This is a genomic window from Piscibacillus salipiscarius JCM 13188, assembly GCF_001311865.1.
GTDB lineage: Bacteria > Bacillota > Bacilli > Bacillales > Alkalibacillaceae > Piscibacillus > Piscibacillus salipiscarius.
Window position 1 is genome coordinate 32918 of sequence record NZ_BBCD01000017.1, and the last position, 15163, is coordinate 48080.

Consider the following 15163-nt stretch of genomic DNA (forward strand, 5'->3'; position numbering starts at 1 on the left):
TTTCCCCTTTTTTAAATCACAGTTGTGCGACCTTGATATACATTTCCATTTGAAGGATCTATCGTAATTTCTTCACCATGTTGAATTTTGTTTAAAGCTTGATCGACACCAACGACTACCGGAATACCTACATTCAGTGCAACGACTGCAGCATGACTTGTAAGACCGCCTTCTTCTGTAATAATACCCGATGCTTTTTCTATAATTGGCATCATGTCACGATCTGTCGCTGATGTAACTAAAATATCGCCTTCATTAAAGTCTTTTTTCCATACTCTTCAGGTCATTGGTAACAAAAGCTCTGCCAATCGCACCTTTTTGGCCAATCCCTTGTCCTTTAGCGACAACATTACCAACAATGTGCACTTTAATTAAATTAGTTGTTCCACTCTCTCCGACAGGAACTCCTGCGGTAATCACGACGCGGTCTCCGTGATGAAATAAGTTGGTCTCAAGCCCTTTGTCAATAGCGTGTGCTAACATTTCATCTGTTGATTCAACACGATGACCTTGAACGGCATGTACACCCCATACTAGACTGAGCTGACGACTAACATAAGCATGAGACGTCACTGCTATAATCGGCGCCTTAGGTCGATATTTAGATACCATACGAGCTGTATTACCACTCTCAGTAGGTGTAATAATTGCTTTAACTGATAAATCTTCCGCTAAACTTGCAGCTGAGTGACTAATGGCATCTGTAATATTGAAGTCAGTAGCAAGAGTTTGTTCACCTGAAAAAGCCTTGTTATTCAATGTTTTCTCGGTATAAACAGCGATGTTATACATCGTTTTAACCGCATCAACTGGATAATCACCTGCGGCCGTTTCCCCGCTTAACATAATGGCATCCGTTCCGTCATAAATAGCATTCGCAACATCACTTGCCTCAGCACGTGTAGGACGCGGGTTTCGCTGCATTGAATCAAGCATTTGAGTTGCTGTAATAACTGGTTTACCAGCTACATTGCATTTCTTAATCATTGTCTTCTGAATAAACGGAACTTCTTCTGCTGGTATTTCTACTCCTAAATCACCACGTGCAACCATAATTCCATCACTAATGTTAATAATCTGGTCTAGATTCTCAACGCCTTCACGATTTTCAATTTTCGGGATGATTTTAATATGATCTGCCTTATTCTTCTCTAAAAGTTCTCTAATTTCGAGTACATCTGAAGGTCTTCTAACAAAGGAGGCGGCAATAAGTCAACATCCTGTTCGATACCAAATAAAATATCATTGGCATCTTTATCCGTAATACCAGGTAAATTTACTCTAACATTTGGAACATTGACACCTTTACGGTCTTTAATCACACCTGTGTTTAATACTTTAGTTACAATTTCTTGTTTATTTTTATTAACTTCCGTCACTTCTAATGCAATAAGTCCATCATCAAGTAGGATGTTTTTTCCTACTTCAATATCATCAATAAGCCCTTTATAACTAATGGTAAAACGGTCTTTATTACCTTTAAACTCTTCCATTGTAAGCGTGACTGTTGAACCCTTTTCAAGTTCAACTTCGTCTTCCTCAAACAAGCCAGTGCGAATCTCTGGGCCTTTTGTGTCTAAAAGAATGGCGATCGATTGCCCCATTCTTCTGCAGCTTGTCTAATATTCGCAATACGCTGCTTTTGTTCTTCGTGATCACCGTGAGAAAAATTTAATCTTGCAACATTCATTCCTGCTTCAATTAATTGCTTTAATGTTTCAACTGACTCTGAAGCAGGTCCAATCGTACATACTATTTTTGTGTTCTTCATCATGATCCTCCTTAAAACTTCTAAATCGATAACTGGTTGGATAGTTTATACAAGTCTTTTGAAATTTCATTTGTTTTCTTTAAAGCGTCAATAATATCGTGGTGAACAAGCTCATTGTTTTGAACTCCAACCATACGTCCTGCTTGACCCTCTAATAATAAATCCACTGAGTAGGCTCCTAGTCTACCAGCTAATACTCTGTCGAACGCTGTAGGAGATCCGCCTCTTTGAGTATGACCTAACACCGTCACCCTCGTTTCAACTTGCAGATCATCTTTAATTTGATCAGCAATATCACTCGCACTTCCAACGCCTTCTGCCACCATAATAATGCTATGACGTTTTCCGCGATCGTGACCACGTTTAATTTTATCCGTAACTTCATCTAAGTTATATGGATATTCTGGAATTAAAATACTTTCAGCACCAGCGGCAACTCCTGACCATAGAGCTAAATCACCAGCGTCTCTTCCCATCACTTCAATAACATAAATTCTTTCATGTGAAGTGGCTGTATCTCGTATTTTATCAACTGCTTGAATCACAGTATTAAGCGCCGTATCAAAACCTATTGTATGATCTGTACCAGGAATATCATTATCAATCGTTCCTGGAATTCCTATACAAGGAAAACCTTCCTCTGTTAATTTTTGTGCACCTCTAAAAGAGCCATCTCCACCGATAACGATTAACCCTTCAATACCGTGTTTTTTCAGTTGTTCAATGGCTTTTGTCGTCCTTTTTCTGTCTTAAATTCTTCTGAGCGTGAAGAGTATAACATCGTTCCACCTCGCTGGATGATGTCACCGACAGAACCTATATGTAGTGGTTTAATTTGTCCATCAATTAAACCTTGATACCCATAATAAATTCCGTAGATCTCAAGTTCGTGAAAGATGCTACTTCTAACGACTGAACGAATGGCGGCATTCATGCCTGGTGCATCCCCACCACTTGTTAAAATACCAATTCGTTTCATTTATGACACCTCGACTCTCTATTATGTTTATATTTTAGTACATTACCGAACCAAATACCATGTAAACGGCTACTAATCTAAAAGTACAAAAGTTTGGAAATTTTTTAAACGACCAATTGTTGAATCCATATTCATCAGAAGTTTTTAATTTACCATAATTCATAAACATTATTCAACTTAAAAATAAGGTTTATGGTGACGATTCTGGAGTGTAAACCTTCAATCTATGGGTGTATATTATGAGCGTAAGTCTTAATTCTATAGGTGTAAGTTGTTCTCCAATGGCTGATAACAGCAGTCCCACCTCATAGAAATGAGAAAAAGAGCTGAAATTAAATTCAGCTCCTCACAGCAGTTGAGACGGCACCAATTTTTGATACTTTTCCCATCTCTGGTCAAGTAATTGGTCGTCCGTTAATCCATTTAATTCACCTAATCCTCGGCGGATCATATCACGAATCGCCTCGGATTGCTTTTGAATATCGCGATGCGCACCACCTTGTACTTCCTCAATTACTTCATCAATAATATCTAATTCTTTTAAATCATAAGAAGTAATTCTCATACTCTCAGCAGCCTTTTGTGCTAGGTTTGAATCCTTCCACAGCAGTGCCGCTGCACCTTCAGGAGAAATAACAGAGTAAGTAGAATTCTCTAGCATATAAAGACGGTCGCCAACACTAATGCCTAAAGCACCACCACTACCGCCTTCACCAATTACTACACAGATAATTGGAACTGTTAATCCAGCCATCTCTCTTAAATTACGGGCAATGGCCTCACTCTGACCACGTTCTTCTGCAGCCCTTCCTGGATACGCACCCTTCGTATCAATAAACGTTATGATAGGACGGTTGAACTTTTCAGCTTGATACATTAATCGTAGTGCCTTACGATAACCTTCTGGATGAGGCATGCCAAAGTTACGACGAATATTTTCTTTCGTATCTTTACCTCTCTGATGACCGATCACCGTTACTGGAGTGCCTTCGAAATTAGCAATTCCGCCTACAATTGCTTCATCGTCACCATAATAGCGATCACCGTGTAATTCTAAAAATTGAGTAAAGAGATGCTCAATATAATCTAAAGTTGTTGGACGCTCAGGGTGACGAGCCATTTGTACCCGGTCCCATGGTGACATATTTCCGTAAACTTCTTTTTCTAATTTCTCAAGACGACCTTCTAATTTCTTAATCTCATCTGTGAAATCTATATCACTATCTGATGTAATCTTCTTGAGTTCTGCAATTTTTCTTTGAGTTCTACTACTGGTTTTTCAAATGGTAATACATGCTTCATCGAACTCCACCTCCTACTTGGTGTAGGTCAAGGACATCTGTCAGTACTTGTTTCATATCTTGTCTATGAATGACTCGATCGAGTTGTCCATGTTTAAATAAAAATTCTGCAGTCTGAAAGTCATCAGGAAGCTTTTCACGAATCGTTTGTTCAATAATACGTCTACCAGCAAATCCTATTAATGCACCTGGTTCTGCAAAATTATAGTCTCCAAGCGATGCAAAGCTAGCTGATACACCGCCTGTAGTAGGATTAGTAAAATATGAAATAAATAGTCCACCAGATCTTGCGAAACGTTCTAAAGCAACGGAAGTTTTGCTCATCTGCATTAAGCTTAAAACCCCTTCTTGCATTCTAGCTCCACCAGAAGCTGTGAAAATAATAAAAGGAATTTGTTCTTCCCTTGCACGTTCAACGGCTTGAGAAATCTTCTCACCAACAACAGATCCCATACTACCCATTCTAAATCGTGAATCCATAACGGCAATAGCCGTCTCAAGCCCGTTAATATAACCTTTTCCTGTAACAACAGCTTCATTAATACCCGTTTTTTCGCGATCCTTATCTAACTTTTCTAGATAGCCAGGGAACTCTAATGGGTTTTCAGAAACCATGTCTTCATCCCATTCTTCAAACGTATTCCCCATTAAATGCTCAATTCGATCACGAGAAGTAATTTGATGGTGATGATCACACTTCGGACAAACCATTAAATTTTTCTCTATTTCTTTTCTATAAAAAATCTCACGGCAAGAAGGGCATTTGACCATAAGGCCTTCAGGGACATCATCCCTTTCTTCTTGTTTCGTTACCGTTGCATACTTTTTCTTTTTATTAAAAATATCTTTTAACACACGGATTCCTCCCTATTGAAACAAGCTCTTTCAACTATATAAAACTTTGAGTAAAAAGTTTGTCGGAATTCATCGTTCATAGATTTAAACATTAGTTATTTTTCGTAAATTGAATTTAAGTCTTGCAAAGCACTTGATAAATCTTGACTCTCTACACTTAAAACAAGATTTATATAACGATCATAGTCAAGCTTATTACTATAGGTCGTTTGAGAGAAGTTATTAATCAAATGCCAAATCTTATAGAACAATTCATTATCAACTAACTCAAAAAGCTCACTAAACACAAATGTGTGTAAATCTTGACCATTATATTGTTTGGTCGAATCAATAAGTTCCTTAAATGATTGCTGCTCACTAGAAATAAGTTTGGATAAACACTGTTCTTCTAATAGATGACGAACCTCTAGCAACTCATGTTTGGTTGTCGGTTGCCTAAGTACAAATGTAGCAAGTAATTCAACAGTATGGTATGGGCGGTATGTTTTTAGGAATGTTCCTTCCCCGTGCTTTGTTTCAATTAACCCTAATAACTCTATAGCTCTTAGTGCTTCCCTTACCGATGAACGACTTGCATTCAATTGTTCAGCTAACTCTCTTTCAGAAGGGAGTCTGTCACCTTCAGAGAGAGAATTTGCCTCTATAAATTGGCGAATTTTATCCAAAACCTCTTGGTAAACCTTGATTTTTGACGTATTAGTCATTTGGGCACCTCAAAAAATGGTTCTAATCTTCATCAATGGTCGTGAGTTCTTGTGTACGTCTTTTAACTTCTTCTGGATTGACTTGTATTCTAGCTACACCTGATTCCATAGCAGCTTTAGCCACTTCGCTTGCAACTGCTGGTGCAACGCGTGGATCAAATGGATTCGGAATCACATAGTCTTCTGTTAATTGATCTCCCACTAGATTAGCAATTGCTTCTGCTGCTGCAACCTTCATGCGTTCATTAATTCGAGTTGCACGTACATCTAATGCACCTCTAAAAATTCCAGGAAAAGCTAACACATTGTTGACCTGATTCGGAAAGTCAGAACGACCTGTACCAATTACTTTAGCACCTGCAGCTTTAGCATCATCAGGCATAATTTCTGGATCTGGATTGGCCATGGCGAAAATAATAGGATCATCATTCATACTCTCAACCATTTCCTTAGTTAACGCACCGCCAACTGAGACACCAATAAAGACGTCTGTTTCTTTAATTACTTCTTCTAGCGGACCTTCAACTTTATCTTTATTCGTCATTTTGCGACTTCTTCCTTAACAGGGTTCATACCATAAGGGCGTCCATCAAAAATAGCGCCTTTAGAATCGCACATGATCATGTCACGAACGCCAAAGTTATACAGTAGTTTAATAATGGCAATACCAGCCGCACCTGCACCATTAGCTACAACTTTTATATCAGAGAAAGATTTACCACTTAGCCTTAGAGCATTAATTAATCCTGCTACCGTTACAATAGCAGTACCATGCTGATCATCGTGGAAAATTGGGATATTTGTTTCCTTTTTTAGACGGTCCTCAATAATAAAGCAGTTAGGAGCAGCAATATCCTCTAAATTGACGCCACCAAACGTTGGTTCCATCAATTTTACTGTGTTGACTATCTCATCAACATCATTTGTATTTAAGGCAATTGGAAATGAATCAACACCAGCAAACCCTTTGAAAAGTGCTGACTTACCTTCCATTACAGGCAATGCCGCTTCAGGTCCAATATTACCCAGTCCTAATACAGCAGATCCATCTGTCACCACGGCTACCATATTTCCTTTCATCGTAAAATCATATACGGCATCTTTATTGTCATATATAGCTTTACAAGGCTCCGCAACCCCTGGTGAATAAGCTAAACTTAAATCCTGTTCATTACGAATTGGGATTTTAGAATGCGTCGCTAGTTTCCCTTGGTTGACTTTATGCAAATGAAGTGCTTCTTCTTTTAAGTTCGTCACGAGAACCTCTCCTTTTCAAGAACTTTAAATTCAAGTGGTCTGACCACTACTTTAACTTAATTCATTATAACAAAACACCATTTTGTGTAAAGCATTTCAATTGATAAACATAGCCCGCCAAAAGTTTTATTTTGGCGGACCCTTAAAACACTTGCAATTATTCTGTTCTTTTAACCTTTACATTTTCTGGAGAGAATATGTTTTCAAGTTCGTTTAACAGCTCTTGGCTTTCTACTAAATCATACCCCTCAGATAACTGATAGGTTCGCTTTCTTGCAGGTGAATAAATCACAACAGGCGTCGTTCCTGTATATTTCTGACTAATAGCTTTAATTTGTTCTAATTGACCGACTTCATCCTCAGAATCAATTTTTATATAAATCTTAGCAGCATTTGTCTTAGGAACTTGGTTGATGTCAAAAGGTTCGATTGCGTCTAAAATAATTTGGTTTTCACCGTTTCTTTGATCTTTTCGGCCTTTTACTTTCACAAATTGCCCTTCTTTGAGTTCTCTATGAACCTCTCGATGCAGTTTTGGAAATAGTACAGCATCAATTTCAGAGAATTCATCTTGCAGCGTTAAAAATGCCATTTGTTCGCCTCGTTTAGTCCGCACTTGTTTCATTCTCTCAAGGTGACCTACTAACTGGACAACACTTTTTAGCTTAAGGTCTGAAACATCACGAATCGATTGATATCCATACCTGCGCAAGGTTCTCCTAATATACGATAACGGATGAGGACTAATCACGAACCCCAGAGCTTCTTTTTCAAGCTTTAACTGCTCAATAATAGGGAATGGTTCAACTTCAGGATACTCGATATCCATATCAAACAATTCATCTGACCAGTTAAGTTGTTCATCCATATCAGAAAATAACTCACCTTGTTCGATTGCTGGCATAACCGCAGCTAATAGTTGAGCCCTGTGTTTTCGCGTCTCATCAAAGGCTCCTGCCATAATTAAATTCTCTATAATAGTCTGATTCATCACTTTAAGGTCAACTTTTTTACAGAAATCAAATAAGTCTTTAAATTTGCCTTTTTGACGGGACTTAATAATTTCCTCGTAAGCCTGTTTACCGACTCCTTTGACAGCTAATAACCCAAAACGGATCTGATGTTTATTTGAGACTGTAAATTTTCCAAAACTTTCATTAATTGAAGGTGGTAAAACCTGGATACTTTGAGTTTTTGCCTCTTTAACATACTTTTCAACTTTCTCATCGTCATGCATAACAGATGAAATTAATTCTGAATAAAAATATGCCGGATAGTTAGCTTTAAAATAAGCTGTTTGATAAGAAATTAAAGAATAAGCAACAGCGTGACTTTTATTAAAACCATAATCAGCAAAACGCTCAATCCATTCAAATAATTCTAATGCCGTGGATCGATCATAACCGTTTCTCGCACTACCTTCTAAAAAATTTCTCCTTCATTTCTTGAATAGCATCACGATTTTTCTTACTAATGGCCCGTCTTAATAAATCGGCCTGTCCATAAGAAAAGCCAGCAAATTGGTGCACAGCTTGCATAATTTGCTCTTGGTAAACTAGAACCCCATAAGTATCTTTTAATACATTCTTTAAATCGTCATGTATATATGACACAGTCTCTTGTTGATGCTTTCTTTTAGCAAAGGTTTCGATAAATTGCATCGGTCCAGGTCTAAAAAGAGCATTAACAGCTACAATATCTTCAAGTTGATTCGGTTTAATAGCACGTAGCGCTTGCTTCATGCCGTTAGACTCAAGCTGAAAGACACCTGTTGTCATTCCTTTTTTAAGAAGATTATAGGTTAATTCATCATTCAGCGATAAACCTTTAAGGTTAATCGTTTTTCCTTCATTCTCTTCAACTTGTTTAACCATTCGTTCTAATAAGGTTAAGTTACGAAGTCCAAGCAAATCCATTTTTAACAAACCTACAGCTTCTAACTGTTGCATGGGGTACTGGGTTAACATGACTAAATCCTGACCTAACGTAACTGGCACATAATTCGTTAATGGTTCGTTACTAATGACAATCCCTGCTGCGTGAGTTGAATAATGTCTAGGCAGTCCTTCAACTAATATAGCTGCTTTGAACATTTCTTTTAATAAAGATGAGTTTTTAATGGTTTCTTGTAACGAAGAATCACGCTTAACCAGCTCTTTCAAGGACGTCGAATGGTTAGGTAACTGCTTGAGTAAATAAGCAACTTGATCACGATCGATTTCAAATACTTTACTTAATTCGCGTATCGTTGAACGAGCCTGAAACGTACCAAACGTCATAATTTGTGCAACTCGGTCTTCACCATACTTTTTAGAAACATAGCGAATCACTTCATCTCGTCTATAATCAGAAAAATCAATATCAATATCAGGCATATTCTGTCTTTCTGGATTTAAAAACCTTTCGAATAATAATCCATATTTTAATGGATCAACTTCTATAATGCCTAATAAATAGGCGACAATGGAGCCTGCTGCAGACCCTCTCCCTGGTCCAACAAAAATATGTTCACGTTTTGCATAATCAACCATGTCTTTAACGATTAAAAAATAATCCGAAAATGACATGGATTGAATCACTTCTAATTCATGATTAAGTCTCTTATAAGCCTGATCATGCATTTCTTCCCTATAAACTCGATTCACTTGTTCCTCACAGATTTTTCTCAAATATTCATCAGAAGATAAACCATCCGTCTCCTGATATGACGGAAGATCAAACCATTATTTGGCATAGTCATCTCGCATTGATCAACCACTTCAACACTACGTTTTTGAGCTCGTTCCCAATCTTGCCCGAATTGTTCGACGATTTCATTTAACGTTAACAGATGTGTGCCAACATTAGCTTCTCGTCTAACATTAGATACAGTTGTTGATTGATGCATGGCGTATAATGCTTCAAACCCAACACGATCTGAAACTTTTAAATACCTTACATCACACATTAGAACAAGGCGTTTCTTCAAATCATTTCGAGTAGAGAACCATTCTGTCACTAAATTTTTAGATGAAGTAATAGGATCGACTTTAACATAAAAATGTTGTAATTGATTAAACGTATCTACGATTTCATTTAATTTATGCTGATCATCTAAATAGATTAATTCTTCAACAAACGTATCATAAAAGGAAACCACTGGAATGACTTGCTCGCTTTGTAAAATATGTTTCAGCGTCACCCGTTCTTTTTCTAATTGAATTAAGTTTGATAAATTTACAAGCGATTGGTACCCTTTAAAATCTTTAGCATATAAATAAAATGTTAGTGGTCTTTGTTCTTGATTTAAATAAACATCAACAGACATACCAATAACCGGTTTGACCTCTTCTTGCTTACAGATTTGGTAGAATTCATATGCCCCGTGTAAAACCTGATGATCGGTTATAGCACATGTAGATAATCCTAACGATTTTATGTATCTCACATATTCTTTTATATTAATGGTACTTTGCAGAAAAGAGTAACTACTTTTAACCTGCAAATGAACAAACGACATGTTCGTCACCTTCTTTTATTAGACCTACTTCAATTATATCGAACCTGCTTCATTCTTGAAATGTTTCAACATATAATAAATCTCGTTTTCATATTAATAAGTAAAGACAAGCATTTGAAGAGGTTGATTAATATGGAAGAACGTTTCTATGCAGCGCTAATTACATGCTTTTTCATTTCTTTTGGTGTATTAATTGGTGGATCAGTCTTTGGCAGCCTTAGCGCCTATATAACTGGAGAGCCACCTATTTCAGAAATGATGTCATCCGCTCAGCGATTAAGAATATGGGCGATTGTTGCAGCTATTGGCGGGACATTTGATGCGATTTCCACATTTGAAAGGGGAATCTTTGAAAGTTCTACTATTGATTTAGTCAAACAAATTATGTTGATTATCGCAGCTATGGGTGGCGTCAAAGCAGGTATTCTAATTATTTCCTGGGTGACACAAGGAGAACTATAATGATGCATATACCACCTTATTATAAAAAACCAAAATGGCAAGCTTTTTTTGTTGGTATAATCGTTGGAACTATGGTTGGTTATTTGTTTTTTCTTTATATTTACGGAGAACATACTGAACGTTGGATTGAAGAAAATTTAACACTTAGAAAAGAATTAAGAAACCTTGAGCAAGATTATGAATTATTAAAGAAGGATACGGATGATTTAAGTAAACAAAGTGAACAATTGCTTAGAATTAAAGATGTCGAAATAGAACTGCTTAACATAGACCAACTTAAACTTGATCGTTTTACAACATTAAGGCTAACAGCTTTAATTGAAGATGAAATTGGAGCAGTTGTTGGGAATAACATCTCATCTGTAAGTGAACAACGCGACTTACTCGTTCGAACCATTGAGAACAAGACCTTTAAAGTAAATCAAATTCAGTATCAGGTTAAAGTGATTTATCTTACAATCGGACCGACTCTTGATGTCTCTCTTGAAATTAGTATTCAATCTAGCTAGGGACGTAATATGTCTATTTTTAGAAAGTTATGTCAAAAAGCTATAATAATCAAATTTTCGGTTACAATATAATTATAGAATTTCTTAATGTAAGAGGTGAGGATGATGTTTGTCTTAAATAAACGGCAATTAGCCGATGAAAAGCTAAATGAGTTGCTTAGCGGCAATACCGTTTATGCTGAAACAGAAGAACTCATCCGACTAATGAATCGTAGAATTGAGTCGCACGAATTAGATATTACAGTAGACGAAACCGATATTGGTTGTTGGTTTACACCAAACAATTAATGTAAAAGTTAGCCCTAATTGATGGGCTAACTTTTTGTTGATACTCAAGACAAACTTTCTCTAAATCCTTAACAAGCTCATCTGCTTCATCCCATGTGCTTACTTTAGCACCAGATGCCATCGGGTGTCCCCCACCATTGTATTTAGCAGCGACATTATTGATAATAGGGCCTTTTGAACGTAATCTGACTCGAATAACATCTTCTTCTTCAACAAAGAAAACCCAAGAGAGAATCTCTTGTATATCTCCTGCGATTCCGACAAAAGCATGCGTTTCTTCAGATGTTACACCGTACTCCTGAAGCATTTCTTGGTTAATTCTAAAGACTGCAACCCCACTTGTTCTAGGTTCCAAATCCGTTAACAAACGACCTCTTAACTTAGCCACTTTCAATGGAATTTGATACATTTTCTCATAAAGTTCTGTTCGATCAAATTGATAAGTTATGAGTTCACTTGCCGCTTCAAACGTTCGATTCGTTGCACTCGGAAACAAGAACCTTCCAGTATCCCCAACTATACCAGCATATAAAAGTCTTGCCGCATCATTATTTAATTTAAACCCCTCAGATTTTCCAGCTTCATATAATTCATAAACCATCTCACTCGTTGAAGATGCTTCTGTGTCAACCCACATGATATCACCGTAAGGTTCACGATTAGGATGATGATCTATTTTAATTAATTTTTCTCCTGTAAGATATCGCTGATCACAGATTCTTTCTTCATTAGCAGTATCACAAACAATGACTAGTGATCCTTTGAAGTCTTCATCTTGTATCTCATCCAATCGAGCTAAATAATTTAGGGAAGGCTCCTCTTCACCGGCTAATAAAACTCGTTTATCAGGAAATGAATTTTTAATTAATTCACCTAACCCTACTTGAGATCCATAAGCATCTGGGTCAGGTCTGACGTGTCTGTGAATAATAATTCGGTCGTATTCTTGGATTAATTTTATAATTTCATCTTTCATGAATTCGTCAACCTTTCTTCAGTTTTATACTAGAAATTTTATAAAACAGTCGGTACAATGAATGAAGGTTTCAGTTTAGAGGAGGAGCACTATGCCAATACTTATAACCTTATTTATCGTTTCAATTATTTTATATATTTATTTTAAAGTTAAAATAACGAAATCTAAAGATCCCTTATATATGCATATTACAAACGCTAAGGCGCGCATCACTTTGGGGATCTTCGTATCGACATTTTTTTATGAATCAATATTATTATTATCAAACGAGATTAGCTCTTTTTATCACCATTCTCTTTTTAATCTTAGGAATCGCACAAATTGTTTATGGCTATAAGCTTTATAAGCATTATAAAGGCGAAATGGACAAAGTTAACGGTTAATAAACTGAGTCATAATCATTGCTTTCCCAGCAAGTTCATCGTTTGATAGCACTTGAACATCCACTTTCGCAAACTTACGACCTAACTCTAATATTTGCGGAACGATGGTTAAATGACTTCCAATTTGAACAGGCTTCATGTAGTAAATCGATAAATTCTCGATGACCATGTCGCCTGTTTTTGTTGTTTCAAAATCTGATTACAAACCTCTGTCATGAGTGAGGCGAACACTCCATATGATAACGATCCTAGATGATTCGTCATTTGAGGGGTGATCTCGGTTGAAAATGTTGATAATTCCTCATCATAATGAAGTTGCTTTTGAACTATGTCATCAATCGTTTCACCTATTTGCGGTTGGCGCTGATTGTTTTGAAGTCCTTTAATGACGTCCTGCCTTGTAATGACACCTTGAAACACATTATGTTCATCTACCACAGGTAAAAGTTCAATACCTTGCCAAACCATCGTGTGGGCCGCGCTTGCTAGTGATGTTGTCGTTTGAACGGAAATAGGATGTTTCGTCATAACCTTATCAACTCGTAATGTATCAGACTTACCAATTATATCTTTAGAGGTCACAATACCTACAACCCGTTGCTCATCGTCTAATACCGGGTAACGACTATGTTTCGTTTCATTGTTCAAAGCATACCATTTAGCAATTGTATCGCCTTCTTTTAAAACAAAGGTGTCATCAAGCGGCGTGTAAATATCATCTACTATAATAATTTCCTTTTTAATTAACTGATCGTAAATAGCTCGGTTAATCATTGCGGCAACTGTAAATGTATCATATGAACATGAAATAACTGGAAGCTCATACTGATCAGCGAGTTGTTTAACATGGTCTGTTGTATCAAAGCCTCCTGTTATTAAAATGGCTGCCCCTGCATTTAAAGCTTTTTCTTGAGCTTTAACGCGGTTACCTACAATTAAGAGCGAACCTTTATCCGTATAACGCATCATTGCCTCTAATTTCATGGCACCAATAACGAATTTATTTAATGTTTTATGTAACCCGCTTCTACCGCCTAGAACTTGTCCATCGACTATATTGACCACTTCAGCAAACGTTAGCTTTTCGATGTTCTCCTTTTTCTTCTTTTCAATACGAATGGTACCAACGCGTTCTATTGTACTGACAAAGCCAATATTCTCAGCCTCTTTAATTGCACGATAAGCCGTACCCTCACTCACATTTAAATCCTTCGCAATTAGACGCACAGAAATTTTTGAACCAATGGGTAGTTCTTCTATGTAATTTAAAATTTGTTCATGTTTCGTAGCCATGAAGCATCACCGTTTTCCTTTTATAATAATTTAATTATATCGTTCTATTTTTCATAATTAAAGTGCCAGTCGCAAAACTGGCACTTATACAGCTTCTTATAATGTTAATTCATCTCCAGGATTCATAACTTGTCCCATTCCAGATGGTAAGCTATCGACAAATGCCTTAGGGTCTTGCTCAATGACAGGGAATGTGTTGTAGTGAACAGGAACCACTTTTTTTAGCCTTAATCCATTCACAAGCTAGCTTGGCATCTTCAGGTCCCATCGTAAAGTTATCTCCTATTGGAACGAATGCTAGGTCAATATCATTTAAATCACCAATAATTTTAAATCAGAAAATAAACCAGTATCTCCTACGTGATAAATTGTCTTCCCTTCAATCGTTAACAAAATTCCGCCAGGCATACCTGTATAAACAATCGTTCCATCTTCTTCATTGTAACTAGAACCATGGAATGCTTGTGTATACTTTACCTTACCAAAATCAAATTCATGTGCCCCGCCAATATGCATGTTATGTGTATTCAAGCCCTTGCCGGCTAAATAATCCGCTAGCTCATTTGGAGCCACCACTAATGCATCATGACGTTTCGCAATGTCCACAGTGTCTCCAACGTGGTCATTATGACCATGAGTTAATAAAATTACATCTGCCTTAACCTCATCGGCATTCAAATCACACAATCCATTTCCTGTAATGAATGGATCAATTAGAATAGTTTTGTCATTGTGCTCAACTTTGACTACTGAGTGTCCATGATAAGAAACTTTCATGTTAAAAACCTCCTAATTAATTTTTATCTACATAAATTAATTCTCCACAGTTCATTTATTTCCCTTGTTTCGTTATGATAACACATATAGACAAAATTTTATTAGAGGT

The 15163-nt window shown here is 36.9% G+C and carries 10 protein-coding genes and 7 pseudogenes; 5 read left to right on the forward strand and 12 right to left on the reverse strand.

Annotation, left to right across the window (positions count from 1 at the left end; translation table 11 throughout):
- Window positions 1-11: 11 nt before the first annotated feature.
- The 9 genes and pseudogenes from pyk to JCM13188_RS11935 form a co-directional block, all read right to left on the reverse strand.
- Window positions 12-1771, reverse strand: a pseudogene (gene pyk / locus JCM13188_RS11895) (pyruvate kinase).
- A 20-nt stretch (window positions 1772-1791) separates the two neighbouring features.
- Window positions 1792-2750, reverse strand: a pseudogene (pfkA, locus tag JCM13188_RS11900) (6-phosphofructokinase).
- Window positions 2751-3096: 346 nt separating this feature from the next.
- Window positions 3097-4052, reverse strand: a pseudogene (gene accA, locus JCM13188_RS11905) (acetyl-CoA carboxylase carboxyl transferase subunit alpha).
- Window positions 4049-4906: an acetyl-CoA carboxylase, carboxyltransferase subunit beta gene (gene accD, locus JCM13188_RS11910; RefSeq protein WP_054754305.1), complete on the reverse strand. Its 858-nt coding sequence runs from the start codon at window positions 4904-4906 to the stop codon at window positions 4049-4051. Before accD ends, accA begins: the two are co-directional and overlap by 4 nt.
- A gap of 95 nt (window positions 4907-5001) precedes the next feature.
- On the reverse strand, window positions 5002-5610 hold the full coding sequence (locus JCM13188_RS11915; protein WP_054754307.1) for a FadR/GntR family transcriptional regulator: 609 nt from the start codon (window positions 5608-5610) through the stop codon (window positions 5002-5004).
- A gap of 22 nt (window positions 5611-5632) precedes the next feature.
- Window positions 5633-6867 (reverse strand): annotated as a pseudogene (gene ystJ, locus JCM13188_RS11920) (NADP-dependent malic enzyme).
- 157 nt (window positions 6868-7024) lie between these two features.
- On the reverse strand, window positions 7025-8104 hold the full coding sequence (locus JCM13188_RS11925) for a helix-hairpin-helix domain-containing protein (protein WP_054754309.1): 1080 nt from the start codon (window positions 8102-8104) through the stop codon (window positions 7025-7027).
- Between the two features lie 178 nt (window positions 8105-8282).
- Window positions 8283-9536 (reverse strand): DNA polymerase III subunit alpha, encoded by a 1254-nt coding sequence (dnaE, locus tag JCM13188_RS11930; RefSeq protein ID WP_054754311.1) that lies wholly within the window; start codon window positions 9534-9536, stop codon window positions 8283-8285.
- Window positions 9533-10366 carry a PHP domain-containing protein gene (locus JCM13188_RS11935; RefSeq protein ID WP_054754313.1) on the reverse strand — a complete coding sequence of 278 codons (834 nt, stop codon included), beginning with the start codon at window positions 10364-10366 and terminating at the stop codon, window positions 9533-9535. Before JCM13188_RS11935 ends, dnaE begins: the two co-directional genes overlap by 4 nt.
- A 132-nt stretch (window positions 10367-10498) precedes the next feature.
- On the opposite strand from JCM13188_RS11935, the gene ytrH reads away from it, so the two are divergent.
- From ytrH to JCM13188_RS11950, 3 genes are all read left to right on the forward strand, one after another.
- Complete coding sequence (ytrH, locus tag JCM13188_RS11940) at window positions 10499-10828, forward strand: sporulation membrane protein YtrH (RefSeq protein WP_054754315.1); 330 nt, start codon at window positions 10499-10501, stop codon at window positions 10826-10828.
- A complete protein-coding gene (gene ytrI, locus JCM13188_RS11945; RefSeq protein ID WP_054754318.1) occupies window positions 10828-11337 on the forward strand; it encodes a sporulation membrane protein YtrI in 510 nt (169 codons plus the stop codon). The genes ytrH and ytrI overlap by 1 nt, the downstream gene beginning before the upstream one ends.
- Before the next feature lie 105 nt (window positions 11338-11442).
- Entirely contained in the window at window positions 11443-11625 is a 183-nt protein-coding gene (locus JCM13188_RS11950) for a YtzJ family protein (protein ID WP_054754320.1), read from the forward strand.
- On the opposite strand, the gene JCM13188_RS11955 is transcribed toward JCM13188_RS11950, so the two are convergent.
- Entirely contained in the window at window positions 11609-12601 is a 993-nt protein-coding gene (locus tag JCM13188_RS11955) for a DHH family phosphoesterase (RefSeq protein ID WP_054754322.1), read from the reverse strand. The two genes, JCM13188_RS11950 and JCM13188_RS11955, sit on opposite strands and share 17 nt — an antisense overlap.
- A 91-nt stretch (window positions 12602-12692) precedes the next feature.
- Between JCM13188_RS11955 and JCM13188_RS19180 the strand changes: the two are divergent.
- Together JCM13188_RS19180 and JCM13188_RS19185 are read left to right on the forward strand one after the other, a co-directional pair.
- Window positions 12693-12773: pseudogene (locus JCM13188_RS19180) on the forward strand (YtpI family protein); the annotation flags it as partial.
- Between the two features lie 70 nt (window positions 12774-12843).
- A complete protein-coding gene (locus JCM13188_RS19185; protein WP_279401778.1) occupies window positions 12844-12984 on the forward strand; it encodes a YtpI family protein in 141 nt (46 codons plus the stop codon).
- Here JCM13188_RS19185 and JCM13188_RS11965 read toward each other — a convergent pair.
- A pseudogene (locus tag JCM13188_RS11965) lies at window positions 12974-14277 on the reverse strand (DRTGG domain-containing protein). The gene JCM13188_RS19185 and the pseudogene JCM13188_RS11965 overlap by 11 nt on opposite strands.
- A gap of 96 nt (window positions 14278-14373) precedes the next feature.
- Window positions 14374-15054 (reverse strand): annotated as a pseudogene (locus JCM13188_RS11970) (metal-dependent hydrolase).
- Window positions 15055-15163 lie beyond the last annotated feature (109 nt).